We start from the raw sequence: 26,023 nt of genomic DNA on the forward strand, positions 1-26,023 counted from the left end.
AACGATCATGATACAATCCGTCACATGACACGTCGATTCCTGTTTCTGTTGATAAGCATCGTGGCCTTTCAGTTCATCTGGAATGCCGCTTCTGCCTATTGCGAACACGAAACAGGCAAGCCTGCTCAGCACTTTGGGCACCATGCGCATAAGATGGATGCCGACGAGAGTTTTTCTATCTCTAAAGCGGACCCTAAGCCTGCGACGAAATCCATCCCGCATATGCATTGCTCACTCTGCGCACATGGCATCGTCTTTCTTGATGAACCTTCTGTTCACGCTTTCGGTACTTTGTTGCTAGGATATGCTGCTGTCGCAACAGATCCCGGGCTCCCTTCTACTTACAAATCCCCCCCAGAACGCCCTCAGTGGTCGCTGCCGGTTTAACTCCGGCGGCAATGTTCTGATTCTGTTTCTGACTCTGTTTCTGCACCCAGGCATACTCTGCCGGGTGTAAGCCTTGCCGCTGGATATTCTTCGTTTTTTATTTTTCGGAGTTATCTATGCAATCCAGACATTTTGTCTTTGCAGCTGCATTGTTGATGCAGTTGTTACCTCATGCTCGTGCCTATGCAACTGAGCAAGAAAAAAAAGCTTCTCATTTTAATGATCAGGCCGATGCCAGCATTACCAGTAATTTATTGACTTTAAACCAGGCTATTTTATTGGCGCTGAAATCAAATCCCGAGCTACGATCGGCGCAGCAAAGCGTTGATATCGCGAATGGTGTCCGTGAACAAGCAACGGCTTTTCCTAATCCTGAATTTTCTGTATTGAAAGAGGGCTTACAAAAATCGACAAGCACGCAAACCATTCAATTAAGCCAGACTCTGGAGCTTGGCGGGAAGCGACAAGCCAGAATTAATGTCGCTGAGCACGAACGGCAATTAGCGACTAATCATGTCACCATCAACCGTGCTGAGTTACGTGCAGAAGTGGTTGCTGCCTATCTGGAGGCACTCAATGCAATCGAACGGGCGAATCTTGTCAGCGCATCCTTAGAGCTCGCCCAAAAAGCCAGCAATGCTGCAGCGAAGCGATTACTGGCTGGCAAAATCTCGCCGCTAGAACAAAAACGTTCTGACATTGCGGAAGCGAATGTGCGATTAGAACTGGCACAAGCAAATGTCGAGCTAAAACAAGCCAGACGCCGCTTGGCGGGATTGTTGGGACGCTCCGATGACCTGACAGAAACGCTCGTCATGCCTGAGTTTGATTTGGCTGAAATTCCTTCACTTAATGAACTCAAAGCCCGCCTCGATACCTCGCCGCAGTTGCGGCAAGCACGTATGCAGATCGCGCGTGAGGAAGCACAGCTCAAATTGGAACACGCCCAACAAATACCTGATGTGACCGTGGTGATCGGCAATAAGAAGGATTATGAAACAGGCCGTTCGCAGAATGTGGTCGGTATCTCCGTGCCCTTGCCATTGTTTAATCGCAACCAAGGCAATTTGCTGTCCGCCCTCAATCGTGTCGAGAAAGCGAAAACCGCCGTCGAGATTGACTACCTGCGCATGAGCCAGCAGTTGGCAGATGCTTACGAGCGTGCTCAGGTATCTCAGCATCAAATATCAACCATCCGTCACAACATTTTACCTGCCGCACAAGCTGCATTTGACGCAGCAGTAACGGGATTTGAAATGGGTAAATTTAATTTTCTGGATGTGCTTGATGCACAACGAACCCTTTTTCAAAGCCGCACCCAGTATTTGCGCGCAGTGTCTGATCGCTATCGTTCGATCGGAGAAATACAGCGTTATGTCAGTGTTGACGGTATAGAGTCGGGTGAAAATTTTTTCCTAAATGAGAGGAATAAAAAATGAAGATGAACAGAAATTTTAATCAAAAAAAGACCATTATTTGTGTACTGCTAGCCATTGTGATGATCATTGCAGCGACAATGTTCTGGAATAAAAGTATGACTGCAAAGGCGGATGAAAACGTAGCACAGAATACCGCCAAGCAAAAATCAGATCATGCAAAAAATCCCGAAGATGAAGAAAATGATGTGATCCACATGGATCAGCAGCAAATACAAACTGCCAATATACAGATCGCTCAATCGGCATCGGCAAGTATTACCAATACCATCACATTGCCAGGAGAAATTCGCTTCAATGAGGATCGTACTGCGCATATTGTTCCGCGATTATCTGGTGTTGCCGAATCGGTTTCCGCTTATCTTGGGCAGCGTGTAAAAAAAGGGCAAGTCCTCGCCGTCATTTCCAGCCCTGAGTTAGCAGAATTACGTAGCGCATCGATGGCAGCACAAAAACGTCTTTCGCTAGCGCAGCTGACCTATGAGCGCGAGAAAAAACTCTGGCAAGATAAGATATCCGCAGAGCAGGATTATTTGCAGGCACAGCAGGCCTATCGTGAAGCTGAAATTAACGCGCAAACCAGCAAGTCTAAATTGTCTGCGCTCAATGCGGATGACACCGAAGGCAAACTGAATCGCTATGTGTTGCGTGCGCCGTTCGACGGTATCGTGATTGAAAAACACATCGCGCTAGGTGAAGCGGTCAAAGAGGACGCCAATGTCTTTCTTATCTCGGATCTGTCCAGCGCCTGGGTTGACGTGGTACTCACGCCCAAAGATCTTGAAAACACACAGATAGGCGATGAGGTCACCATCCGATCTACTTCTACAAACTTATCTGCGGTTGGAAAAATTAACTATATCGGCAATCTCTTAGGTGAACAGACGCGCACGGCAAAGGCACGTGTTGTGATCACTAATCCAAACCTTGTCTGGAGACCTGGCTTGTTTGTGAACGTTGCTTTGAGCCATGGAAAAAAAAATCTCGCGGTAGCAGTGCAATCTGATGCTATCCAAACGCTCGAGGGCAAAACCGTTGTCTTCATCAAAGTTCCCACTGGTTTTAAGGCGCAAGTGGTTACCACTGGCGTCAGTGATGGCAAGTTGACTGAGATTTTGGATGGCATGCTTATTGATGTTCCATATGCGGCGGCAGGAAGTTTTGTGGTGAAAGCCGAGGCAGGAAAGGAAAGTGCTGAACATGCGCATTAATCTACACAATCAAGCGAATCAAGGGGATCACTATGTTTGAACGAATCATTCGTCTCGCTATTGAACATCGATGGTTGGTCATGCTTGCGGTGTTTGCCATGGCGGCGATCGGGGTTTTTAATTACCAACGATTGCCAATTGATGCAGTGCCTGACATCACCAACGTGCAGGTGCAAATCAATACGGGTGCATCCGGCTATTCACCATTAGAAATCGAACAACGGGTAACGTTTCCGATTGAAACCGTGATGGCGGGATTGCCCCACCTGGAGCAGACACGTTCCTTGTCGCGCTACGGTTTGTCTCAGGTGACGGTCATATTTAAAGAGGGAACAGACATTTATTTTGCGCGTCAATTGGTTAACCAACGTATTCAGGAGGCAAAAGCAAATTTGCCGTCCGACGTGACGCCAATGATGGGCCCTATTTCGACCGGACTGGGTGAGATTTTTCTCTGGACCGTAGAAAGTGAGCCCAATGCAAGGAAAGCTGATGGAACACCCTACACATCAACCGATCTGCGCGAAATTCAGGACTGGATAATTAAGCCACGATTGAGGCAAGTTGATGGTGTTACTGAAATCAATACAATTGGTGGTTACGCAAAAGAGTATCACATTACTCCAGACCCCATTAAATTGAGTTCTTATGGGTTGACGTTCAAAGATGTGGTGAATGCCATCGACCTTAACAATAGCAATATAGGCGCAGGGTATATCGAACGCCGGGGAGAACAATTCCTGATCAGAGCCCCAGGTCAGGTGCGCAGTCTGGATGATATCCGTGACACGATAATCAACAATGTTCAAGGCGTTCCTATTCGTGTTCGTGACATTGCAGAGGTCGCTATTGGGCGCGAGTTACGTACCGGTGCCGCAACGGAGAATGGCCGCGAAGTTGTATTAGGGACGGTGTTTATGTTGATCGGTGAAAATAGTCGTGCCGTCTCCGATTCAGTGGCGAAGCGTATGGTAGAAATTAATCACTCACTCCCACCAGGCGTTAAAGCGGTAACGGTGTATGACCGCACCGTATTAGTTGATAAAGCCATTTATACCGTCAAGAAAAACCTGATCGAAGGTGCGATGCTGGTGGTTGCGATCTTGTTTCTGTTTCTGGGAAATATTCGTGCTGCTTTCATAACGGCGATGGTCATTCCTCTTTCCATGCTGTTCACGTTTAGTGGCATGGTCACCTATCAAGTGAGTGCCAATTTGATGAGTCTGGGTGCTTTAGACTTCGGCATCATTATTGATGGTGCAGTGGTGATCGTTGAAAATTGTGTGCGACGTCTGGCCCATGCACAGGATAGGTTACAGCGCGAACTCACGCTGAATGAACGTTTTGATGAAGTGTTTGCGGCAGCCAAAGAAGCCCGGCGCCCGCTGATGTTTGGTCAGTTGATTATCATGGTCGTGTATTTGCCCATTTTTGCATTGACCGGTGTCGAAGGGAAAATGTTTCATCCAATGGCGTTTGCGGTGGTGACTGCGTTGTTGGGTGCGATGCTGCTCTCAATCACTTTTGTTCCGGCTGCCGTTGCACTTTTTATTGGTAAGCGCGTCGCCGAAAAAGAAAATCGGCTGATGTCAATGGCAAAGAACGTTTACGCGTCACTACTCAAAAAGGTCATGCGGAATGGTTCTTTGGTTTTAATCAGTGCGCTTGGCGTGATGATCGGCTCTGGCATTCTTGTTGCTCGCATGGGGAGTGAGTTTATTCCAAGTCTGAACGAAGGCGACATTGCGATGCAAGCCTTGCGGATTCCGGGTACCAGTCTGACCCAGTCATTGGACATGCAGAAAAAACTCGAAGCCGGGTTGAAAGAAAAATTTCCGGAAATTGATCGCTTGTTTGCACGAACAGGTACGGCAGAAATTGCATCCGACCCAATGCCGCCGAATATTTCTGATGCCTATATTATGCTCAAGCCAGAATCAAATTGGCCTGAACCTAAGAAAACACGGCCAGAACTCATCGCAGCAATTCAAACAGAAGCCGCGCGGTATGTCGGTAACGCCTATGAATTTTCACAACCGATACAGTTGCGTTTCAATGAGCTGATCTCAGGTGTGCGTAGCGATGTGGCAGTCAAAATTTATGGCGATAACATGGATGTGTTGGCACAGACAGGGAAGAAAATTGCCAGCGTATTACAAAAAATTCCAGGCGCGATCGAAGTCAAGGTAGAGCAAACGGAAGGACTACCGATGTTGACCGTGAATATCGACAGAGCGAAGACCGCACGCTATGGTTTGAATGTGGGCGACGTTCAGGATGTGCTGGCAACCGCCACAGGTGGACAAAAAGCTGGCATGATTTTTGAAGGTGATCGCCGTTTTGATATCCAGGTTCGCTTACCTGAGGTTTTGCGCAGCGATCTGGATGCTTTGAGACAGTTGCCAGTTCCTTTGTCGCCACAAGCTGGGATGCCTGTTCGCTTTATTCCACTCAGTGCGCTGGCGACACTCGATATCGCACCAGGCCCTAATCAGGTCAGTCGTGAAAATGGCAAACGCTATCTGGTTGTTAGTGCCAATGTGCGTGATCGTGATATTGGTAGCTTCGTTTCGGAGGCGCAACAAATGGTCGCCAAAGAGGTCAGCGTCCCCTCGGGTTACTGGACAAGTTGGGGTGGTACTTTTGCACAATTAGAGTCGGCAACGCAACGTTTAAAAATTGTTATTCCCATCGCGCTATTTATGGTGTTGACGTTGCTATTTGTAATGTTTAATAACCTCAAAGATGGCCTGCTTGTTTTTACGGGTATTCCTTTTGCCCTGACTGGTGGCATCTTTGCCTTATCACTACGTGGGATACCGATGTCGATCTCTGCTGCAATTGGTTTTATTGCTTTATCCGGCGTTGCAGTCTTAAACGGCTTGGTACTGATTTCATATATCCGTTCATTAAGAGAACAGCACATGTCCTTAGACGAAGCCATTTCAACCGGTGCACTGACGCGGTTACGTCCAGTACTCATGACAGCATTGGTTGCCTCGCTGGGCTTTGTTCCCATGGCGCTTGCGACTGGTACTGGCGCTGAAGTGCAACGCCCACTGGCAACGGTGGTGATAGGCGGGATTTTGTCTTCGACCTTCTTGACGTTGCTCGTGCTGCCTTTGTTGTACCGGTTGCTACATGCTAAAGACGATACGGATGCGACAACTTCTGAGGAGCACATTGCGATGAGCTAGCGCCGAGAAATGAGCTACTTTCCACGCCCTGATATGACTCTTCAGAAAGTTATGTCAGGGTGTGTGGCTTTACCCGTGATTTAAATACCGCACTGAAAAGTCTCGATATGTTGCACATCTTCGTGTTGTAATTTTCCGGAGGCGACTTCGGTCGCCAGCGATTCGGGAATACCGTTTTTAACAGCGACAATTTGCGCAATGATGGAGAGGGCAATTTCGGCGGGGGTTTTGCTGCCAATGTAGATGCCTGCCGGACCGTGCAGGGCTTGCAAGTTATCTTCGGAAATATCGAAGTGGGTGCGTAGTCTTTCGCGTCGTTGTTCGCTGTTGCGGCGTGAGCCGATTGCACCGACGTAAAATGCTTGGGATTGCAATGCATCAATCAATGCCAGATCATCCAGTTTGGGGTCATGCGAGAGGGCGATGATAGCGGTGCGTGTATCAGGTTTGAGTTGCAGTATCAGGTCATCCGGCATTTCTGCGCTGACAGTGATACCGCTTAATTGCCAACTGGCGCGGTATTCTTCACGCGGATCGCAGACGATTACTTCAAAGCCTAAGCTCAGTGCAAATTGACACAAAAAGCGCGACAAATCACTCGCGCCGATGACGATCAGACGCACTTGTGGTCCAAAATACGTTACGAGTTGATACTCATCGAGCATCGGGACACCACCACGCGTACCGGCTTGCAACTGCGTGTGGCCATTTCGTATGTCCAGCCTGCGTTCGACATTACGACGTTGTTCACAGGCAGCTAATAATTGATCTAACTGACTAAGTTCAGAAACAGGTTCCAGCACTAACTCTATCGTACCGCCACAAGGCAGACCAAAACGATGTGCCTGATCGGCAGAGATACCATAGCGTTGTACGACGGGCAGGCCGTCTTTACATGCAACCTGCACACCTTCTTCTTTAATCCGGCTAATCAGATCATCCTCGATACATCCGCCAGATATCGAGCCCACTGTTTCGCCACGATGATTGACGGCAAGCAGTGAGCCCGGCGGACGAGGTGACGAGCCCCAGGTACGGGCTACCGTCACTAATATCACCGCCTGCCCGTGCTGATGCCAGTTCAGGGCAGTACGTAAAACGATGGTATCGAGATCTTCCATTTCTTCCGTTTAGCTGATGTTCAACTTAGTTTAAAAGGCAATTGACGAATTGGTTTACCAGTCAGCTTGGCGATCGCATTGGCGAATGCCGGTGCCAATGGTGGCAAGCCTGGTTCTCCCATACCAGTGGGGGCGTCGCCGCTGGCAACGGTGTACACCGCAATATCTGGCATGTCGGTGATGCGCGGCACCACGTAATCGCTGAAATTGCTTTGTTCAACCACACCATCCTTGAACGTGATTGCTGCCCCTGGTAAGCACATCGACAGGCCCATCAACGCTGCACCTTGCACCTGTGCTTCTATGGTACGTGGATTGACGACCAAATTACAGTGCACTGCTGCCGTTGCCTTATGCAGAACAGGATGTCCATTCTTGACGGATGCCTCAACCACATACGCAACGACAGTGTTGAAGGACTCGTGAACTGCCACACCCCAGGCTTGGCCCTTAGGTAATTTCTTTTTACCATAGCCACTTTTTTCTACCGCTAATTCGAGTGCGGCGCGGTGGCGCAGGTGTTTGTCGCCGTAGGATTCGAGGCGGTAGGCCACCGGATCTTTTTTGTTGGCGTGAGCAACTTCATCGACCAGGGTTTCCATCACAAAAGCCGTGTGCGTGGAACCAACGCTGCGCCACCAAAGTACAGGCACATTCAGTTTAGGATGATGGACAGTTAAACGCATAGGAATATCATACGGTTCACGCATGCCTTCGACGCCAGTGCTATCAATGCCATTCTTGATCATGAAGCCTTCAAATGGCGTACCCGCGGTGATGGATTGACCGACGATGACGTGATCCCAGGCTAAGACCTTGCCGTGCGCGTCGAGACCGATACGAGCCTTGTGCAGTTGTGCCGGACGGTAGTAACCACCGCGAATATCATCTTCGCGACTCCACATGGTGCGCACCGGGACATCCAAACCTGCAGATTTGGCTGCCTTCGCGATGGAACATGCCTCAAATACATAGTCGCTGGTGGCAATCGCACGGCGACCAAAACCCCCACCTGCCATTTGCACATGGACTTTGACTTGTTCAGGCTTTAAACCCAATACACGCGCCGCCATCATGCCATCGAGCCCAGGCATCTGACTGCCGACCCATATCTCAGCCAGATCGCTATTGAAACGCACGGTACAATTCAATGGTTCCATTGGTGCATGAGCGAGGTAAGGGAAGGTGAATTCAGCGTCGATCTTTTTGACAGCAGAATTCATTGGTGTCATATCCGCTTCGAAGTAACGATTTCCCGGCTGTTTAGCGAGCTCGCGATACTGTATCAGCTGTTTTGCGCTGTCGACTTTTTCAACACCATTGGTATCCCAAGTTACTTTGAGAGCATCCCGCCCTTGTTTCGCAGGCCAGTAGCCGTCGGCAATGATGGCTACGCCTTCTGCACCACGATCTAGCGGCACACGCAGTACTGCTTTGACGCCTTGAATTGCTTTTGCCGCTGCATCATCCAGCGTCGCGATTTTGGCGCCGAATACAGGAGGACGCAAAACCACCGCCGTCAATTGGCCAGGCAAATGCATATCGATGCCATAGCTTTGTTGACCACTGCTTTTTGCTACCGCATCTAAGCGTGTTGTTGCGTGACCGATAATGCGGAAATCCTTAGGATTTTTCAGTACTACGGTTTCTGGTACAGCTTGCCTCATCGCTGCTTCTGCCAGTTCACCATAGCCGAGTTTGCGACCATCTGGTGCAATGACTTCACCGTTCGCAGTACGTAATTGTGCTACATCCACGTTCCAGCGCGTTGCTGCTGCTGAGATAAGCATGGCACGCGCACGTGCACCGAGTTCACGGTATTGCGTAAAACTGTTTTTGATCGAACTGGATCCACCAGTCAGATGCATGCCCATGCTCGGGTCTACATAGGCACCGTCATTCGTGCCGTGACGGCTTTTTACTTTTGACCAATCGGCGTCCAGTTCCTCCGCCAATATCATTGGCAGAGCAGTTTGCACGCCCTGACCAAAATCGAGGCGATTGATGGTGATCGTTACTTCACCATTGGCAGCGATTTCTACAAAAGCAGAAGGCAGTTGCGTTGGGCCTAGTGGTTTAGTCGCTACAGTTGCATTTTGTGCTAGCACTAAGCCAGGAAAAGCACCCAGGGCAAAACCGCTAATGCTGGCAAGTTTCAAAAAGCTACGACGTGATGGTGCACTTAGCACATTATTGTTATCGCGGTCGAGAATGTGTTGCAGTGCGCGTGGGAGTTCGCTGTAATTGATATTTGGTAGCATGGTTTTGTCCTCAGATGATGGCTTTAGCAGCGTCTGCAACAGCCGCACGAATGCGCGCGTAGGTTCCGCAGCGGCAGATATTGCCCGCCATTGCTGAATCAATTTCAGCGATACTAGGCTGTTTGCCGTGTGGCAGCGATTTTAAGAATGCAGTGGCACTCATAATCTGCCCGCTCTGACAATAACCACACTGAGCCACATCGTGTTTCACCCACGCTGCATGTACCGCATTGCCAACTTTGTCTTCGCCACCAGTCGTTGCTTCTATCGTGGTTATTTTTTTACCTTGCGCTGCAGAAACAGGCGTCACACAAGAACGGATGGCTTGACCATCCAGATGTACGGTACAGGCGCCACATAATGCAGCACCGCAACCAAACTTGGTGCCAGTCAACCCAAGTGAGTCGCGTAGCGTCCATAGGATTGGTGTATCAGGTGAGACATCAACGTCGGTATTTTTGCCATTGATATTGGTACTGATCATGAAAACCTCCAGGTGGGAACGGGAAAGAATAAATCCAAGCTGTGAGATGATAGTACTAATTTCGGAAATGTGTGCTGGATACTTTTAATAAAGAAGTCATCCCCCACAACGCTGAAAAATACTTCTTGGAAGTAACATTATTTAGTGAAGATAAGTCCTAATTGATAGAAATTGCCTTTATCCATTGATGATTGACCCAACCCATGTGCCCATCGACATGTACCGCTATCCAGCTACCGCGTACTGTTTGAGGTAGGGCAGCCACGAGCTGGCCTAATTGTAACTTTTTCAGAAGTTGGGCGTTGATTTCTGGTGCTGAACGCATCGCGAGGTAGTTCAACATTACACGATATAGTGAGCAACTTGACATTGCGTCAGGTGCTTCAGTTGTCGCTTGCGAAGAAATACTTCCACTTTTTTTTAGTGTGTTTAGTGGTTTTTCAGGCGGTTTGAATTTTTGTTTGGCTTCGTCGGCTTTTTCGTCTATTTTAAAGGCTGCGATTGTGTTGAATCGTGTCTGTGGCGTATAGGTGACGACACCCTCAGCTAATACCCAGCCTTTGATGCTATCTGAAACGACATTCGTCCACGAGATGTTGTCTGTGAATTGTGGTTCCTCTGCCCCTTGTTTTACGACTGTGTTGTAAGGAAGTTCCAGCAATGCATATCCGTGATGATCTGGTGTATCGCGCATCACCAGGTTGTCAAAAATTACTTTTAGCGTAGAGCTATTTTCAGTTGATTGTTGCCAAGTTTTTGTTGTTAATGGTGAACGCAGGTGTTCCGTTTTGCATGGATATATCTCTATCTCCGTAGTTGCAATAACGTCTCTTTTCTTATTAGATGAATTAAAAGTCACGATGTCCTCTGGCTGCATGTCCGACATGGAAAAGCCACTAGTCGCTTTAGCAAAAAAAGCTGTTTTATTATTAAAATTCGTTGCACTGCAACGAAGGCCTAGGCCTTCTTGTGTGAACTTGCTTACGCTATATGTGAACCGCAGAAATGAAACAGCGATGCAATTCCTTGCTAAGTAACAAGGTCAGGAACATGGAGGAGAAATGGCAGGAATAAGAAACCCACGACGACAAAATTTTTATCTGTATGACCTTTGTTTTTGATCGCATTTGGACGATTTGTGCAGGCCAGCTCTGTAGAATTTCTGAAATTAAGGGCGTTATCCTGTATCTGTGATCGACATTGATAATTGCCCTGAGTATAGGTTTCCCCATCCCGACTATGTTGCATTTGTGTGGCTATTTCAATCAAGCGTTCGCTGTTGGTCCGTGAATACACCGAATCCAGTGACCAAATTGCGATGGATGCTGCGCATATGGCTAGTGCCTTTTCATTTTTAAGAAGGCACAGCAAAAAGTTTTTTAAGAACAGAAATGCCTTCAAATTCATATGTTTGTCTCCATTCGTGAACTCATCAACTCAGCGACTTGCTATATTTTTTGTTTAGCCGCAAACGTTTGCTATTTCGAATGAGTCTGTTTTTCTTTTTTGATTGGTCCATGACCAGCTCAATATTGCGATTATTGTTGGCAGTGTTGCTTGTTATTAAAATGACTCGATAAATTCTACTGATCGATAAGTTTCTGGGAGCACTTTAATGTAAGCAGATGTAATTTACGGATTGGGCTTGTTGATGTGATCCGAAATGAGTCTTTTTTCTATAGAAAAAAATCTGAACTTATTTTTTGAAAATTTGTTTTTACTTTTTTTCTTCAATTAATAACGTCATCCGTTTTTAAAGAAAAATTTACGAACTTACTGCAGATTTAGGTACGCAGAAATTATCAATTTCTCTTCAAAGAGTTAGTTTATTTTTTGATGTAGTAAAACTAAGTGGTATTAATTGATTTGCGACAAATGTTTTTTATTTGGTGCTCAATATTATTGATAAATAGAACTATTTTTTTTTAAATTAATACCTCAGTATAGATATGTGGTATTTCATGAAATTGAAAACATTGTTTCATTTTATGTAAACAAAAATTCCTAATAAATTCCTAGTGGAAATCATTTTTTAAATTGAATTCAGTGATTTTGAAATGAATTGTTACAAAGTGAGGCAACTTTATTAATGTGTTGTTTTCATTCACATCGATAGTAGAGGTAAATTTTACAACAGATAATGTAATGAATGATTTGAGAACATATTAGTTAGGTAAGTTTTTATTTTAATTTTCTTGAAATATTAATATGTATATTTTGTTACATAATGACATTTAATATTGAATTTTGTGATGTAGTAAAAGTGCATGAAATTCAATACGCATTAAAGGTTGTTTTGCTCGCTTCTGGGCACTCCTTACCCTCTGCTTCTCGCAGATTTTTATTTGATTTATCTCTGAAAAAAATGCTCTTTTAAACGACAAAATCGCGAACTCCTTCGCTCTTCTTTGGTCATAATGCTGGCTAAGAGCTGTTTAGCGTGGCATTTCTAATTCAAAATAAAATTTCAGGGGGATGAATGGATAAGCGATGGGGTTGGTGCGTTTTACCGATGCTGTTTTTTAGCGTAGGTCAAGTTATGGCGAGTGATGGGCAATTGAGTTTAGAGACGCTATACCATCCGCTAAAAAAAGAGAAGTTCACAACAGCACCACTCACGCGTTTATCCTGGGACGTGCAAAATCGCTTGATTGAGACGCAAATCCAAGAAGGAAATGTGAAGCTATTTGTAGTTGATCCTAAGACTTGGGGGAAGCAAGAATTAAAAGCCGACACCCAAGTGATGAGTGTTTTGAAAAAAGCGGGAATTACTGACAAAGAGGCGCTCACTCTGGCAGAACAATTGGGACCGCAAATAAAACCGGAAGTCACCTCCTACCTGTTTACCTACAAAAATGATTTATGGTTGCTCGATTTAAGAAACACCAAAGCGCGTGAGTTGACCCATTCTCCTGAAGTGAGCAAAGATGAGGCAATTCTTTCACCCGATGCTAAATCAGTCGCGTATCTGAAGGGAAATGATCTCTATATCACCGACATTGCCAGTGCAACAGAAAAGCGTCTTACCACAGGAGGTAGCCATACCAATTTGAATGGACGGCTAGACTGGGTGTACATGGAAGAAATTTATGGTCGTGGCGTCTTGCGGGCGTTCTGGTGGTCACCAGATTCGAGCAAATTGGCTTTACTCAATTTTGACGAGAGTAGAGTCCCGGTCTATACGCTCAGTGGCGACCACTTGCAACCAGCACAAACAACCCGCACACATTACCCAAAAGCAGGTGATCCAAACCCGATAGTTAAGCTGGGTGTGGTTGACTTGAATGGCAAGCTGACATGGTCAGAGAACCCTTATCAAGGTAAAGAAACGCTGATCGTACAAGTGGGTTGGACACCTGATGGTCGTCTGCTTTCTGCGTGGCAGGATAGGGTGCAGACTTGGTTAGATTTACGTTTGTATGACCAATCTATGCAGCAAAGTAAAGTCATCGTGCATGAGAGCAGCCCCGCATGGACTGAGCGATTGCCGTTCCCGGTATTTTTGAAAGATGGTGGTTTTGTCTGGGAATCAGACCGCACTGGACACCGCCACTTTTATCGTTATGATAAAGATTATCAATTGCAGGGAGTGATCACTAAAGGCAATTGGGAGGTGCGCACAGCTTATGGTATCGATGAACAGCATGGCAGAATTTTGTTCTCCGCCGATGAGCGTAATCCCATAGGCAATGACGTCTATTCAGTCAATTTAGACGGCAGCGATTTACGTCGTCTGACTACCGAATCCGGTACACACGCAGTGCGTTGGAATAAAAATTTCACCCAATTCTTAGATAGCTGGAGCAGCATCAAGCAAACGCCAAAGCAAGCTTTGTTTGATGATGCAGGAACGCAATTGAAGCTGGTTGACGATGTCGGTATGCCAGCAACGATGAAGGCCTTGCATTTAGCGACGGTCAAGCAACAACAGATCATGTCGCGTGATGGTTTTCCTCTGGAAAGCCTGCTGTATTTGCCGCCAGATTTTGATGCAAAGAAAAAATATCCGGTCTATCAGCATCTATATGCAGGGCCTATGGCGCCGACAGTAGTGGATCGCTGGAGTAATGACTTGTACTTCCACTTTTTGGCGCAACAAGGTTATGTTGTGTGGATACTCGATAACCGTAGTGCCAGTAATAAAGGGATGGCAAGCGCTTGGCCTATCCATAAAAAGTTAGGTCAATTGGAATTGCAAGATCAACTTGATGGACTGGCATGGCTACGTCAGCAGGGCTGGGCCGATATGGACAGAATCTCGCTCGATGGCTGGAGCTATGGCGGCTACTTTACGTCATATGCGTTGACGCATAGCGATGCCTGGAAAGTCGGTTTCGTCGGTGCCCCCGTGACCGATTGGCGTTTATATGACAGCGTCTATACCGAACGCTACATGGGCTTGCCGCAGGACAATCCAGAAGGCTACGACAATAGCAGCGTACAAAAAGCCGCTAAAAATCTACATGGAAAAATTTTGTTGATGCATGGCACGATGGACGATAATGTACATCCACAAAATACCATTATGCTGATCAATGAATTGATTAAAAATGGTAAAGACTACAGCCTGCAATTGTACCCAGGCCAGGCCCACGGACCACGTGGTGATTGGATGATCTGGTCATTACAAAAAAATAAATGGGAATTTTTGAAGAATAATCTGTAATAAAAAGGGGCGAATTAAGCCCCTTTTTATCTAACTGCCCAGCCATTTGGAAATTGAAACTTGTAGTGTGGGTTGCGCTTGCTGATTCAATCAAATGAACATCCGGTGCAGCAGCGCCGTCTATTTCATCCCGTGCCAGCGCGGCGTGAGTTGATGCGGAACGGCGAACATATCAAGAACGCGACCAACGGTGTGATCGACCATCTCGGCGATCGATTGTGGGCGTTGGTAAAAACCAGGAAACGGTGGGAAGATAATGCCGCCCATCTCTGTGACGGCGGTCATATTGCGTAAATGTGCAAGATTGAACGGTGTCTCGCGCACCATTAAGACAAGGCGGCGGCGTTCTTTGAGCACCACATCAGCTGCACGGGTGATTAGATTGTCTGACATTCCATGTGCCACTGAAGCCAGCGTTTTCATCGAGCAGGGCGCAATGATCATTCCGTCTGACAAAAACGAGCCGCTGGCAATGCTGGCACCAACATCCCGCACGTTATGCACGACATCTGCCAGGGTTTCAACGTCTTTGCGTTTGAAATCCATTTCCTGATGCAAATTGAGGACACCAGCCTCAGAAATCATCAGATGGGTTTCTACTTCAGGCAAATCTCGCAATACTTCCAGCAGCCGCACGCCATAAACTGAGCCTGTCGCGCCAGTAATGGCGATGATCAGGCGTTTTGGAGTGGTAGACGGCTGCATGGTATTGATATTAATCTTTGAGCAAAGTCAGTAATTCGCCACTTTCGTACATTTCGTTCATGATGTCAGAGCCACCGATGAACTCCCCTTTAACATACAACTGGGGAATAGTTGGCCAGTTAGAGAAGTCTTTGATACCTTGGCGTACTTCAGGGTCTTCCAGTACGTTGATAGTGACCAGATTTTGCACACCGCAGGTTTTCAGTAATTGCACCGCACGACCAGAAAAGCCGCATTGTGGAAATTGTGCAGTTCCCTTCATGAACAGTACAACAGGGTTTTGGGTTACGGTTTCTTTGATCCAGCTTTGAACGTCGCTCATGGCAATCTTCCTTATAAAACGAATTCCGCCATTATAGTGGAAAGCCAAAAACGATGTGCTTAGCATCTACTATCGAATCTATAACTTGTTGATCAGTGATTTATTCGCAAATTACTTTCAAAAATAGCCACAAAACGATAGCAGACTTGAGAATTTATTGGACTTTTTCTAATCTTCCGTCTTTCCAAGTTTAGAACCAATGTTCATGTCGGCGTGGTGGCGATAACTTACTGTTGTATGTCTGGAGCATCATTTCATTGGGTATCGAACAATAAATCATGAAATCATGAAACCATTAAATCATTAAATCATTAAATCATTAAATCATTAAATTTTATTTTTTCATTTCAGATTTTTGCGACCCTACCTTGTCAAATCGAATTTATCTATACAGGCATTCGTATTTCGACAATGGTGCCGGGTTGTCCGTTTAGAATTTTTAGCTCGCCCTTCACTGCATGTACACGTTCACGCATTCCAATTAAACCAAAAGATTGCTTTTTGTTGAGGTCAGAATGAGAAATTCCTATGCCGTTATCAGCAATCTTGAAGTATAAGCCCTCGCTATTTTTGACGAGTTCAATATCTACATGCGTTGCATACGCATGGCGAGCAATATTTGATAAAGATTCCTGAACAATCCGATATATCGTCGTTGAGGTTTCTTCACAAAAATTCAAATCATCTTCAACTGCAATCAACTGACAGTTGATCGAGTGACGCTGGGTAAATTCTTTGGTGAGCGCGCGCAAAGAAAAAAAGAGTCCACCTTCATCTAAGGAGTTTGGGCGCAAATCAGAGGCGAGTTGCCTCAAGCTGGCAATGGATTTTAGGATTAATTTATCCATGCCATCAATATGTGTCACTGCGTCTGTGTTTTCGGACTGCTTATTTCGTAAAAAGTGCAAATCGATACGTAGAGCAGCCAGAAGTTGTCCAAGGTTATCGTGCAATTCACGAGCAATATGTTTTCTCTCTTCTTCGCGTGCAGTCTGTATTGATCTGGTCAGATTACTTAACTCTTGATGGTACTGATCTAATTTTTGCTTGGCGATTTTACGTTCTGTAATATCGCGAAAAATGACCGTGTAAAAGCGTTGCTCACCTTCGGTGAAACTAGAGATGCTGGCCTCAATTGGAAATTCCTGGCCATTTTTTTTTAGTCCGGTAACATAAAAATCTTCAAAATTAGCTCCCATCTCGCGAATGGAAACGCCAGTTTTCCCAAAATTTTTAACGTGTTGATTATGATTTTCGCGATGCCGACCAGGAATTATCTGATCTAAATTCATCCCTAACATTGCTTCATCTGTGCTTTCAGACCCATACCCAAAAAACATGGTAGCTGCCGCATTCACATAAATGATCTTATGATTTGAATCGATGGTAATAATGCCGTCTTTGGCGCTGGCAACAATCCCAGAAAAACGCTTAAGATTAGACTGCAATTCTTGTTCATTATTATTCATGCTGGCAAATACAAAGAGTGAAATGAGGAACGTAAAAAAGATAATAGTGAATCGTGCTAGTCATACTTGGCGGCTTGTGCAAAAGTCTAAAGCATTGTCGAAAAAGCGAACCTCAAAATATTCGCTTATGTGCCAAGGAAAAATAAAACTACTATATTGTCAAAGTATCCTTCTATTTTGATTCACTCGCAACAATACCAACATAACTTCTAATGTTTTTTGATAGTGTGAATGAAGCGTAAGAGTAGCCTTGAAAAGCTAAGGAAAACGACATTCTTCATAGTGAACGTTTAGGTGATTGAAATTAAATCAGGCAGTTTTTGTGACAGTTTGCAGGAAGTGAAATAGTTATAAGTGACTATCAAAATAGTTAGTATTAGCGTGTAAATTTAATTTAATTTTCCAATGCTCTTGAGGTAGAACAATAAGTTTTCATAAAACCGAAAATAGTTTTATTCTTTCTAGAGGGCGGATTGAGGTGTATCAATTGAACTTAGCTTTCTAGGAATATTGTGTAGTAGCGCCGCCGAATATCAATCGGAAATGCCTTAGCTTAAATAAGATTTCAGAAATAGCGGTCATGTTTTCGTTTGATTAATTCATTGAACATTGATTCATCAAGAGATTCTTACAGAAGAAAAATAAAGAAAATGCCAAATCAAATTACCAAGGATTTATCATTGTTTATCGATCAGCTTCCTGGCGTGATCTATCAGTTTTTTGTCTTTAAGAATGGTGACTGGAAATTTCTTCTGCTCAGTAATCACATTCGTGATCTGTATGAGGTATCACCTGAAGAGGCCTACGAAAATCATTTCGTTATTACCAACCAGATTATTCCGGATGACAGAGCTGATCACCGAAAGTCGATTGAAGATGCGGTTAATCAACGCAGAAACTGGGCGCACCTTCATCGCATACGGACCCCATCAGGTACTCTCAAATGGGTATTTGCCCAGGCGTCGTTATCTGAAACTAATATCGACGGTAGTCTCTGGTCAGGTGTATTGACCGATGTGACAGATTTGATTGGAAATGAAAGCCAGGTAATTGAATTTATTCAAAAATTTGAAGACTCTCTTAAAATCAGGCAAACCGAAATAGGCAGGGAAATTCATTTTCTCGATAATCTTCGACGTCGTTTTTTATCGGATCAAGTGCAACCTGGCGTTTGTCATGACAAGTCCGTTGCAATTTCAAATACGCCATCACCAATTGACGTGAACGCAGACCCATTTGTTCGCAGTAAAAAAGCTGCACGCAGTGGGGAAAGTTTGTCAGCAAGAGAGTTAGAAATCTTAATGTTAATTGCCAAAGGTGGAACCTCAAAGAGTATTGCCGATAAGCTGAATATTGCCTTGACCACGGTTAACGCTCATCGCAGAAATATGAAGAAAAAGCTTAATGTGACGACGACAAATCAAATGATGCAATACGCCATACTGCATTATCAGCAGGTCAAATTTTGACCATGTTGTTGTTCTGAAGTGTTTTTAATTGTGGCTGGCTTGTATTGTTCTGGCGCTGATTGTTGAAAAAAACCGGAGACTGTGCTCCGGTTTTTTTCTTACGTAAGTGCGGATCTAGCCACGCAACTTTGCAAATGCAGCCGCCATTGCATTACCTGCAGGAGCTGCCGCAGGCGCTTGTGAACGATGTTGATTGAGACGTTTCGCATCGTTACGATCACCACGTTGTTCTGGCTTGCTGCCCGCTTGCGGTGCAGCATCGGTCAAACGCATGGTCAGGGCAATACGCTGACGTTTGACGTCCACTTCTAACACTTTCACCTTCACAACCTGACCTGCTTTGACGACGGTGTGTGGGTCTTTTACGAAGGTATTCGACAGGGCAGAAATATGCACCAGCCCGTCTTGGTGAACCCCGATGTCAACAAAGGCGCCGAAGGCTGCCACGTTCGTCACAACACCTTCCAGTATCATATCCGGACGCAAATCTTTAATTTCTTCCACGCCTTCTTTAAAGGTAGCGGTAGTGAATTCAGGACGTGGATCGCGGCCTGGTTTTTCCAGTTCTTTGATGATGTCGGTAATCGTTGGTACACCGAATTTTTCATCAACGTATTTGGCTGGATTCAATGATTTTAACAAGCCGCTGTCACCAATGACGCCTTTGACATCTTTCTTGATGTCAGCCAGAATTTTTTCTACCAACGGATACGATTCAGGATGCACCGCAGAAGCGTCGAGAGGATTCGTGCCGTTCATGACGCGCAAGAAACCCGCCGCTTGTTCAAATGTCTTGTCACCAAGGCGCGGAACAGAACGCAAATCGGCACGTGAACTGAACATCCCTTTAGCATCGCGGAAGTTCACAATGCTTTGCGCGACGCTGGAAGACAAGCCGGAAACTCGCGCCAATAAAGGAGCAGACGCAGTATTGACATCGACACCAACCGCATTCACGCAATCCTCAACCACAGCATCCAAAGAGCGTGCTAATTGGCTTTGACTTACATCATGCTGATATTGACCGACACCGATGGATTTGGGGTCGATCTTGACTAGTTCTGCCAACGGATCTTGCAAGCGACGTGCAATCGATACTGCACCGCGGATCGAGACGTCGAGGTCAGGTAATTCTTTAGAAGCAAATTCAGAAGCAGAATACACCGACGCACCTGCTTCAGAAACGACGATCTTAGTTAGTTTTAATTCTGGTTTGAGTTTGATCAGGTCTTGCGCCAGTTTGTCGGTTTCGCGTGATGCCGTGCCGTTGCCGATCGAAATCAACGACACATTGTGTTTGGCGGCCAGCTGCGCCAAGACATGCAAAGAACCATCCCAGTCATTGCGTGGCTGATGCGGGTAAATGGTTGCGTGTTCCATGACTTTACCGGTGGCATCGACAACGGCGACTTTGACGCCAGTACGCAGACCAGGATCGAGACCCATAGTTGCGCGTGGGCCAGCCGGTGCTGCCAACAACAGGTCTTTCAGGTTACGTGCAAACACGTTGATCGCTTCGATCTCGGATTGTTCACGTAATTTGCCCATCAATTCTGTATCCAGATGCATAAACACCTTGACGCGCCATGCCCAGCGTACGGTATCGACCAGCCATTTGTCGGCCGGGCGATCTTTTTGACTAATGCCAAAATGCGCTGCAATGCGGCTTTCGCAAGGATTTAATGGCGAAGCCCAGGTTGGCTTTTCTTCTTCGCTATCAAGACGCAACGTGACTGTCAGCATCTCTTCGCGACGGCCGCGGAACAAGGCCAGCGCGCGGTGTGATGGGATCGTGCCCAGGGTCTCTGAGTAGTCAAAATAATCGGCAAACTTTTCACCAGCTTCTTCTTTGCCTGGTACCACTTTGGATTCGACGACGCCGTGATCGTTCAAATATTCACGTAGGGATTGCAACAGCGTCGCATCTTCGGCAAAGCGTTCCATCAAAATTTGGCGCGCACCATCGAGAGCCGCTTTGGTATCTGGTACACCAGGGTTGTCGCCGTTATCCGTCGTGAAGGCAGGTTTTAAATATGCTGCCGCTTCGGTTTCCGGATTCAACAGGGGGGTTGCCAGCAAAGCATCGGCGAGTGGCAACAAACCAGCCTCTACAGCAATTTGCGCTTTAGTGCGACGCTTGGGTTTGTACGGGAGGTATAAATCTTCGAGACGCGTTTTGTCTTCGGCGTGGGTAATCGAATCCAGCAGAGCTGGCGTCATTTTGCCTTGTTCTTCGATCGACGCCACAATCGCAGCGCGACGGTCTTCGAGTTCGCGTAAATAACGCAGACGCTCTTCGAGCAAGCGCAATTGGATATCATCTAATCCACCGGTAACTTCTTTCCGGTAGCGGGCAATAAACGGTACGGTAGCACCTTCATCCAGCAAGGCAACGGCAGCAGCAACCTGAACTGGCTTGGCGGCGAGTTCTAAGGCGAGTCTTTGTTCAATCGAAGGCAGCATAAATCCAGAATCCAGACAATAAAAAGCAATCAAGGCGCAGATGATACGCAATTTGTGCAATTGCGCCAGTCTTGACAGCGTGAAAGACTGGAGTTAAAAGATAGAAACGTGCAAGTCTGTCAATGTTGATTATGAAAAAGGATAAAGTTTTGTATCTGTATCTGTATCTGTATCGGGTCGTGAGCTTGATATTGCTCTTGCTAGTATCAATGCCAGGAGTTGCTGGTGGATTGTCACCAATGACGATGAACTTTGATGATGGGGGCAGTGCGATTTATTACTCTTTCGATAAAAGTCTAACTAGTCCGGGTGACGTTGTAGGGCCGATTAAAAACTTAATTTTTGTTATTGCTGGTTCCGGTTGCGGCAGCATGGGACGCTTCTTGCCGGAATATTTTACTGGATTAGAAGGGGAGTCTGGGCGAACCCGGATTTTTGTATTGCAAAAGCGTTTTATCGCTGAAATGGCAGATGGGCAGAAATGTAGTGATGATTTTGTGCGTGCCGACCATATTTCGCAATGGCATGTGGATCAATTGAAGTTCATTCGTGCGCGACTGGCGGAAATAGCTGTGGCACCTGGCAGGGTTGTCTTGTTGGGCATTTCTGAGGGGGCCGAACTAGTGCCCTTACTTGCTGTCGATTTGCCACAAGTTACGCACATGGTCTTACTTTCGCACAGCGGGATGAATGCCGGTCGTGTCTATCATGCGTTAGCTGCGGATTACCCGCATATGGCACGCGGCTGGCAGGAATTGCAAGCGGTACTGGCGTCTCGACCGGCCGATCCCGATAGCGCATCTATTCATAGTCGCAGTTGGCGCTACTGGAAAGAAATCCTCGATTTACCGGAGACCGAGAGTTTATTGACAAGCAAATTGCCCATATTATTAGGCGCAGGAGGGGCAGATCGGCTGATTCCAGTACATTCTTTGGATCAATTGCAGCATCAGTTTATCGAGGCCGGAAATGATCATTTACGCATACTCCAATATCCGCTTGCTGATCACGGTCTGATGGGGCCAACTCATAACTATCTACCTGACTTCATGTGGCAACTCGATCTTTGGTTGTCTGAAAGCAAAATATTGACCCCTTGAATCCACAATATATTTTTCTTGATTTTGTTGTTTCATGCACCTTGTTGGATAAAAATCAAATGACAGGAAAACATAGTTTTCATATAATTAACAAATCAGGTAATCGCCTGCTCACTCATTTCTATATTCTTCTGATCGCTCCCTATGCGCCTTTCTGCAAATAAATTTTCCCCAATCTTTGCCGCACTGATTTTGAGCGGTTGTGCGACCGCTCCCACTCATGATAGTCAAGTCGGCAATACAATCGCTGTGGTCAAAACGGGCAATATTGATGAAGCTATTAAGCAAGTCGAGCAACAAACTCAAGGGAAAAATGAGAAAGACTTATTGCTGAATTTAGAAAAAGGCGAACTCATGCGTGTCGGCAAACGCTACCAAGAAAGTCTTGATGCTTTTGGTGTTGCTGACGTCAGTGTCAAGGCTTGGGAAGAAACGGCAAAGTCGAATCCTCAAAAACTCATGGGTCAGATCGGTGCTTTAATTATGGGGGATGCAAGTCGTGATTATGAAGGCCAGGATTACGAAAAAGTCATGTTGACCATCAGAATGGCGATGGATCGCATCAATCTTGGCGACCTCGATACAGCCCGTGTCGATATCAAGCGCACGCACGAACGCGAAGCAGTTATTGCTGAGTTCCGTTCTAAAGAAACGTTGGAAGCGGAAAATGATGCAAAGAGTAAAGGCGTCACTACTGGTAACAAAGAGTTGAATGGGTACCCCGTAGAAACGCTCAATGATCCAGCCGTGTTGCAGCTAAAAAATGGCTACCAGAATGCATTGGGTCATTACCTGGCCGGTTTTGTCTACGAGGCTTTGAATGAGCCTGGTTTGGCTGCGCCTGGTTATCGCAAGGCTATCGAATTACGTCCGGAATTGCCAGTCCTTGAAGATGGTTTGAAGGGGCTTGATCAACGCACTAGTTTTCGTCGTAAAAAAGGTGTAACGGACGTATTGTTTGTAATCGAAGCTGGTAATTCTCCAGCCCGCCAGTCGAAAAAAATTGCGTTTCCTGTTCCTACTGGCCATGGATTGATCACGGTCTCGTTTGCGTTCCCAGTCATTTATCCTGATAATGACGCGCCGGTAATTAATTCTTTTGCTGTTGGCAACCAGATTTTACCAACGGCAATGGTCGCAGATTTTAATGTAATGGCACGTCGTGCACTGAAAGATGAGTTGCCAGGTATTCAAACGCGTGCAGCTATCCGGGCAGTGACGAAAGCTGTTGCCCAAGATCAGGTAAATAAGCATTTTGGAGCACTTGCTGGCTTGGCAGCCAATATCGCAGTTGCTGCTACTGAAAGTCCAGCTGATGACCGCATGTGGAGAAGTTTGCCAGAGCGGGTGTTCATTGCACGTGCATTTTTGCCGCCTGGTGACTATAACGTTAATTTTTCTGGACGTGCTGGAGATACCACCAAGGTGACTGTTGATGGGCGTTATATGGTCGTTCCTGTGCGCCTGTATCCTAACCAAACTTATGTCGGTGATCAGGCAAAATTTGGTACCGTGACGCCTGTAGCGGAAGTTGCTCCTGAGCCAGCATCTAAATCAGCATCGAAGAAACCTGCGACTAAAAGTAATAAATCTACGGCTGCTGCAGCTGCGACAGCAGTTCGCAGTCCGACAAATTAATTTAAATGATTTAATTGATAAGGACGAATACCAATGAATTTCAAATTATGCGCTGCGGCGGTCGCTCTCAGCTTCGCCTGCAGTAATGCGCCAGTGCTGGCGGAAAATTTACCCATTGCAATTTCACCAGGTATCGCCGCCAAACTGATGGTTCGTGGTCCGCTGGAGGGCGTACAGGTAACCGATTTGCGTTCTCAAAAGCGCAATGATGTGCTGGTGGTGCAAGCAGAAATGTATAACACCACAGTCAATGACGTGCGGGTTTACTACCGCTTTCGCTGGACTGATGCCGGTGGTATGCAGGTTGGTGATGGTGAAGTTTGGAAGCCTCTTACCGTACTTGGCAAACAAAGTCAGTTAATTAAGGGAACAGCTTATGGTCCGCAAGCAGTTGATTTCAAAATTGAAATGAGTGCAGAACCACGCTAAGTAGCTTGTTGTTGATCATTTTTGTCGCTTCCAAATAAAGTAAAGAACTAAGGAGTTTCCATGTCCCGTTTTGTTTCTATTTCAAAATCTCTGTGTTTGTTGGCGTTAATCGCTGGCGCCTTGTCTGCTTGCCAGACCCGTGTTTCTCAACCAACCGTCAGCTTGGCTCGTCAGGTTAGTTATGGTGATAATAAAGCGGTTGAAACCGTTACTAATGAATTTGGTTCTACTGATTTGCAGATGATCGCAGAAAAGATGGTGGGTTCTCTCCTGGAAGATCCAGTTCTTAGTGGTCGCCCGACTTTGACATTGGCTGGCGTGCGCAACAAGACCAGCGAATACATCGATACCAAATCGATTATGAATACAATTCAAACCGCGTTGGTAAAAAGCCGCAAAGTCAAAATGACACGTAGCGCTGACGAAATGCAGCAAGGAGTTGATGAGTTACAGCGTCAGAATCAAAGTGGCCTGTACAAATCTCAAGGTAAGGCAAAAATCGGTAATATGGCTGCCGCCAAGTATTCACTTGAGGGTGAAATCGTTTCTATCGTTAAACAAAATGCGACAACTAAAGACGTGTTTTATAAAATGACACTCAAATTGTATGACATTGAAGATGGTTCGATTGAGTGGGAAGAAGAAAAAGAAATTCGTAAAACGTCTAAAAAATAATTCCGGTGGGAAGTCTTTTGACACGCCCACTAGCTTGTATCCCGAAAAAGGAAGCATGATGTTCCAAGTTAAAACCTTAATTGCGACAGCATTTTGCTCAGTCAGCGTACTCAGTGCACTCAGTGCATATGCGGCAGAGCCAAAAATTGCAGTCACTGATTTGACCTATGAAGAAAAAGTTAGCGAGTATTTTCACGTGGTTGCTGCCAGCAGTAAAAGTAGCGTCAAAGGCAGCTATAGCGAACGTGAAACGGATCACAGCTACTCTCAACGCGGCAACGTAAATGCCAAAAGCGAGAGTAATTATTATGAAGCCGAAGGCACCTATACGTATATCGATCGCGGCGAACTTAAAAATTATACAGCTGATCTGAAAGGTGCGATGATTAGAGGTGGTGGCGTTCATATAATGGAAGCACGTCCTTATGTTGGCAAACCGATGGAAAAGATTTACGACATCATTAGCCGCATTAAGCAAGGGATGTATCCGGGCGCTGATTATGTTTTGTTTGGTACGGTAAGCAGCATTCAATTCCGTCAAGAAAGTAATCAACTGCAGTACGGCAATTCAATGACGGCCAGTCTGTCACTTGATCTGGTTGCTGATTTTAATTTGATCAATACTAAGACTTACGAAGTGAAGGCGGCGTTTAGCGCTAGTGGCTCCGGTGTTGACACGAAAATCATTAGCCGTGCGGGTGATCGTGTTGCATTTAATCGTGGCAAGGTCATTCAGGAAACTTCGCGCAGTCTTGCTGATGCTGCCTATGGTGAATTGATGGCGCAGTTTGGCGTACCGCGTGGTGCCAATCGTACGCAATATCAAAACACAAATGGTCAGATGGTTGCACCGCCACCAGTTTCTGAGCCGGTCACAGTCTATCATTGATTAATTTTGATGACAGTCGGTAAAATCAGGTGAGTATATAAAGTTTAAAGGCTGGCAATTGCTGGCCTTTTTTACGTCAGTTCATTGCTTTAGAGGGGTTT

At 46.0% G+C, this 26,023-nt stretch carries 20 protein-coding genes; 11 read left to right on the forward strand and 9 right to left on the reverse strand.

The features are described 5' to 3' along the window. Positions 1-60 precede the first annotated feature (60 nt). The 4 genes from ACO0KY_RS11985 (at position 61) to ACO0KY_RS12000 (ending at position 6,231) form a co-directional block, all read left to right on the forward strand. Positions 61-387 (forward strand): hypothetical protein, encoded by a 327-nt coding sequence (locus ACO0KY_RS11985; RefSeq protein ID WP_423046305.1) that lies wholly within the window; start codon positions 61-63, stop codon positions 385-387. Between the two features lie 116 nt (positions 388-503). Further along, entirely contained in the window at positions 504-1,826 is a 1,323-nt protein-coding gene (locus tag ACO0KY_RS11990; protein WP_423046307.1) for a TolC family protein, read from the forward strand. Further along, positions 1,823-3,034 (forward strand): efflux RND transporter periplasmic adaptor subunit, encoded by a 1,212-nt coding sequence (locus ACO0KY_RS11995; protein ID WP_423046309.1) that lies wholly within the window; start codon positions 1,823-1,825, stop codon positions 3,032-3,034. The genes ACO0KY_RS11990 and ACO0KY_RS11995 overlap by 4 nt, the downstream gene beginning before the upstream one ends. A gap of 32 nt (positions 3,035-3,066) precedes the next feature. Next, positions 3,067-6,231, forward strand: coding sequence for a CusA/CzcA family heavy metal efflux RND transporter (locus ACO0KY_RS12000; protein WP_423046311.1), 3,165 nt, complete (start codon positions 3,067-3,069; stop codon positions 6,229-6,231). Between the two features lie 80 nt (positions 6,232-6,311). Here the strand turns inward: ACO0KY_RS12000 and ACO0KY_RS12005 are convergent, their stop codons facing one another. The 5 genes from ACO0KY_RS12005 to ACO0KY_RS12025 all read right to left on the reverse strand — a co-directional run bounded on the left by ACO0KY_RS12005 (position 6,312) and on the right by ACO0KY_RS12025 (position 11,504). After that, on the reverse strand, positions 6,312-7,352 hold the full coding sequence (locus tag ACO0KY_RS12005) for an XdhC family protein (RefSeq protein ID WP_423046313.1): 1,041 nt from the start codon (positions 7,350-7,352) through the stop codon (positions 6,312-6,314). 20 nt (positions 7,353-7,372) lie between these two features. Further along, positions 7,373-9,613 (reverse strand): molybdopterin cofactor-binding domain-containing protein, encoded by a 2,241-nt coding sequence (locus ACO0KY_RS12010; RefSeq protein ID WP_423046315.1) that lies wholly within the window; start codon positions 9,611-9,613, stop codon positions 7,373-7,375. 10 nt (positions 9,614-9,623) lie between these two features. Then, positions 9,624-10,097, reverse strand: coding sequence for a (2Fe-2S)-binding protein (locus tag ACO0KY_RS12015; RefSeq protein WP_186913058.1), 474 nt, complete (start codon positions 10,095-10,097; stop codon positions 9,624-9,626). Between the two features lie 157 nt (positions 10,098-10,254). Next, complete coding sequence (locus ACO0KY_RS12020; RefSeq protein ID WP_423046317.1) at positions 10,255-10,983, reverse strand: hypothetical protein; 729 nt, start codon at positions 10,981-10,983, stop codon at positions 10,255-10,257. Positions 10,984-11,126: 143 nt separating this feature from the next. Beyond that, positions 11,127-11,504: a hypothetical protein gene (locus tag ACO0KY_RS12025; protein ID WP_423046319.1), complete on the reverse strand. Its 378-nt coding sequence runs from the start codon at positions 11,502-11,504 to the stop codon at positions 11,127-11,129. 1,072 nt (positions 11,505-12,576) lie between these two features. Between ACO0KY_RS12025 and ACO0KY_RS12030 the strand changes: the two genes are divergently transcribed. Then, positions 12,577-14,763, forward strand: a complete 2,187-nt coding sequence (locus ACO0KY_RS12030; RefSeq protein ID WP_423046321.1) for a DPP IV N-terminal domain-containing protein — start codon at positions 12,577-12,579, stop codon at positions 14,761-14,763. Positions 14,764-14,883: 120 nt separating this feature from the next. Here the strand turns inward: ACO0KY_RS12030 and ACO0KY_RS12035 are convergent, their stop codons facing one another. From ACO0KY_RS12035 to ACO0KY_RS12045, 3 genes are all read right to left on the reverse strand, one after another. Further along, a complete protein-coding gene (locus ACO0KY_RS12035; protein ID WP_423046325.1) occupies positions 14,884-15,468 on the reverse strand; it encodes a UbiX family flavin prenyltransferase in 585 nt (194 codons plus the stop codon). Positions 15,469-15,478: 10 nt separating this feature from the next. After that, positions 15,479-15,790, reverse strand: coding sequence for a Grx4 family monothiol glutaredoxin (grxD, locus tag ACO0KY_RS12040; protein WP_186913066.1), 312 nt, complete (start codon positions 15,788-15,790; stop codon positions 15,479-15,481). Between the two features lie 386 nt (positions 15,791-16,176). Beyond that, on the reverse strand, positions 16,177-17,259 hold the full coding sequence (locus ACO0KY_RS12045; RefSeq protein WP_423046327.1) for a PAS domain-containing sensor histidine kinase: 1,083 nt from the start codon (positions 17,257-17,259) through the stop codon (positions 16,177-16,179). Positions 17,260-17,909: 650 nt separating this feature from the next. On the opposite strand from ACO0KY_RS12045, the gene ACO0KY_RS12050 reads away from it, so the two are divergent. Beyond that, the gene (locus ACO0KY_RS12050; protein ID WP_423046329.1) at positions 17,910-18,728 is read left to right on the forward strand and encodes a LuxR C-terminal-related transcriptional regulator; all 819 of its coding nucleotides are present in this window, start codon (positions 17,910-17,912) and stop codon (positions 18,726-18,728) included. Positions 18,729-18,842: 114 nt separating this feature from the next. Here the strand turns inward: ACO0KY_RS12050 and ACO0KY_RS12055 are convergent, their stop codons facing one another. Further along, positions 18,843-21,191: a Tex family protein gene (locus ACO0KY_RS12055; protein WP_423046331.1), complete on the reverse strand. Its 2,349-nt coding sequence runs from the start codon at positions 21,189-21,191 to the stop codon at positions 18,843-18,845. A 122-nt stretch (positions 21,192-21,313) separates the two neighbouring features. Here ACO0KY_RS12055 and ACO0KY_RS12060 point away from each other — a divergent pair, with 122 nt between their 5' ends. From ACO0KY_RS12060 to ACO0KY_RS12080, 5 genes are all read left to right on the forward strand, one after another. Beyond that, positions 21,314-22,291, forward strand: a complete 978-nt coding sequence (locus ACO0KY_RS12060; RefSeq protein WP_423046333.1) for an acyl-CoA thioester hydrolase/BAAT C-terminal domain-containing protein — start codon at positions 21,314-21,316, stop codon at positions 22,289-22,291. Between the two features lie 144 nt (positions 22,292-22,435). Beyond that, positions 22,436-23,929 (forward strand): COG3014 family protein, encoded by a 1,494-nt coding sequence (locus ACO0KY_RS12065; protein ID WP_423046335.1) that lies wholly within the window; start codon positions 22,436-22,438, stop codon positions 23,927-23,929. A 33-nt stretch (positions 23,930-23,962) separates the two neighbouring features. Beyond that, positions 23,963-24,358 (forward strand): YcfL family protein, encoded by a 396-nt coding sequence (locus ACO0KY_RS12070; RefSeq protein ID WP_186913072.1) that lies wholly within the window; start codon positions 23,963-23,965, stop codon positions 24,356-24,358. A gap of 60 nt (positions 24,359-24,418) precedes the next feature. Beyond that, positions 24,419-25,033, forward strand: coding sequence for a penicillin-binding protein activator LpoB (gene lpoB, locus ACO0KY_RS12075; protein WP_186913073.1), 615 nt, complete (start codon positions 24,419-24,421; stop codon positions 25,031-25,033). A gap of 58 nt (positions 25,034-25,091) precedes the next feature. Beyond that, positions 25,092-25,922 carry a hypothetical protein gene (locus tag ACO0KY_RS12080; RefSeq protein ID WP_423046338.1) on the forward strand — a complete coding sequence of 277 codons (831 nt, stop codon included), beginning with the start codon at positions 25,092-25,094 and terminating at the stop codon, positions 25,920-25,922. Positions 25,923-26,023 lie beyond the last annotated feature (101 nt).

Origin of the sequence: Undibacterium sp. Dicai25W, from assembly GCF_049340505.1 — a bacterium.
Taxonomy (GTDB): domain Bacteria; phylum Pseudomonadota; class Gammaproteobacteria; order Burkholderiales; family Burkholderiaceae_D; genus Undibacterium; species Undibacterium jejuense.

What these genes read in the sequence shown, in the direction of transcription:
- ACO0KY_RS12080 (WP_423046338.1), top strand. Translation starts at nt 25,092, where the DNA reads ATGTTCCAAGTTAAAACCTTAATTGCGACAGCATTTTGCTCAGTCAGC.
- ACO0KY_RS12065 (WP_423046335.1), top strand. Translation starts at nt 22,436, where the DNA reads ATGCGCCTTTCTGCAAATAAATTTTCCCCAATCTTTGCCGCACTGATT.
- ACO0KY_RS12005 (WP_423046313.1), bottom strand. Translation starts at nt 7,352, where the DNA reads ATGGAAGATCTCGATACCATCGTTTTACGTACTGCCCTGAACTGGCAT.
- ACO0KY_RS12035 (WP_423046325.1), bottom strand. Translation starts at nt 15,468, where the DNA reads ATGCAGCCGTCTACCACTCCAAAACGCCTGATCATCGCCATTACTGGC.
- ACO0KY_RS12070 (WP_186913072.1), top strand. Translation starts at nt 23,963, where the DNA reads ATGAATTTCAAATTATGCGCTGCGGCGGTCGCTCTCAGCTTCGCCTGC.
- ACO0KY_RS12000 (WP_423046311.1), top strand. Translation starts at nt 3,067, where the DNA reads ATGTTTGAACGAATCATTCGTCTCGCTATTGAACATCGATGGTTGGTC.
- ACO0KY_RS12015 (WP_186913058.1), bottom strand. Translation starts at nt 10,097, where the DNA reads ATGATCAGTACCAATATCAATGGCAAAAATACCGACGTTGATGTCTCA.
- ACO0KY_RS12025 (WP_423046319.1), bottom strand. Translation starts at nt 11,504, where the DNA reads ATGAATTTGAAGGCATTTCTGTTCTTAAAAAACTTTTTGCTGTGCCTT.
- ACO0KY_RS12055 (WP_423046331.1), bottom strand. Translation starts at nt 21,191, where the DNA reads ATGCTGCCTTCGATTGAACAAAGACTCGCCTTAGAACTCGCCGCCAAG.
- ACO0KY_RS12045 (WP_423046327.1), bottom strand. Translation starts at nt 17,259, where the DNA reads ATGAATAATAATGAACAAGAATTGCAGTCTAATCTTAAGCGTTTTTCT.
- ACO0KY_RS12030 (WP_423046321.1), top strand. Translation starts at nt 12,577, where the DNA reads ATGGATAAGCGATGGGGTTGGTGCGTTTTACCGATGCTGTTTTTTAGC.
- ACO0KY_RS12020 (WP_423046317.1), bottom strand. Translation starts at nt 10,983, where the DNA reads ATGTCGGACATGCAGCCAGAGGACATCGTGACTTTTAATTCATCTAAT.
- ACO0KY_RS11995 (WP_423046309.1), top strand. Translation starts at nt 1,823, where the DNA reads ATGAAGATGAACAGAAATTTTAATCAAAAAAAGACCATTATTTGTGTA.
- grxD (WP_186913066.1), bottom strand. Translation starts at nt 15,790, where the DNA reads ATGAGCGACGTTCAAAGCTGGATCAAAGAAACCGTAACCCAAAACCCT.
- lpoB (WP_186913073.1), top strand. Translation starts at nt 24,419, where the DNA reads ATGTCCCGTTTTGTTTCTATTTCAAAATCTCTGTGTTTGTTGGCGTTA.
- ACO0KY_RS12010 (WP_423046315.1), bottom strand. Translation starts at nt 9,613, where the DNA reads ATGCTACCAAATATCAATTACAGCGAACTCCCACGCGCACTGCAACAC.
- ACO0KY_RS11990 (WP_423046307.1), top strand. Translation starts at nt 504, where the DNA reads ATGCAATCCAGACATTTTGTCTTTGCAGCTGCATTGTTGATGCAGTTG.
- ACO0KY_RS12060 (WP_423046333.1), top strand. Translation starts at nt 21,314, where the DNA reads ATGTTGATTATGAAAAAGGATAAAGTTTTGTATCTGTATCTGTATCTG.
- ACO0KY_RS12050 (WP_423046329.1), top strand. Translation starts at nt 17,910, where the DNA reads ATGCCAAATCAAATTACCAAGGATTTATCATTGTTTATCGATCAGCTT.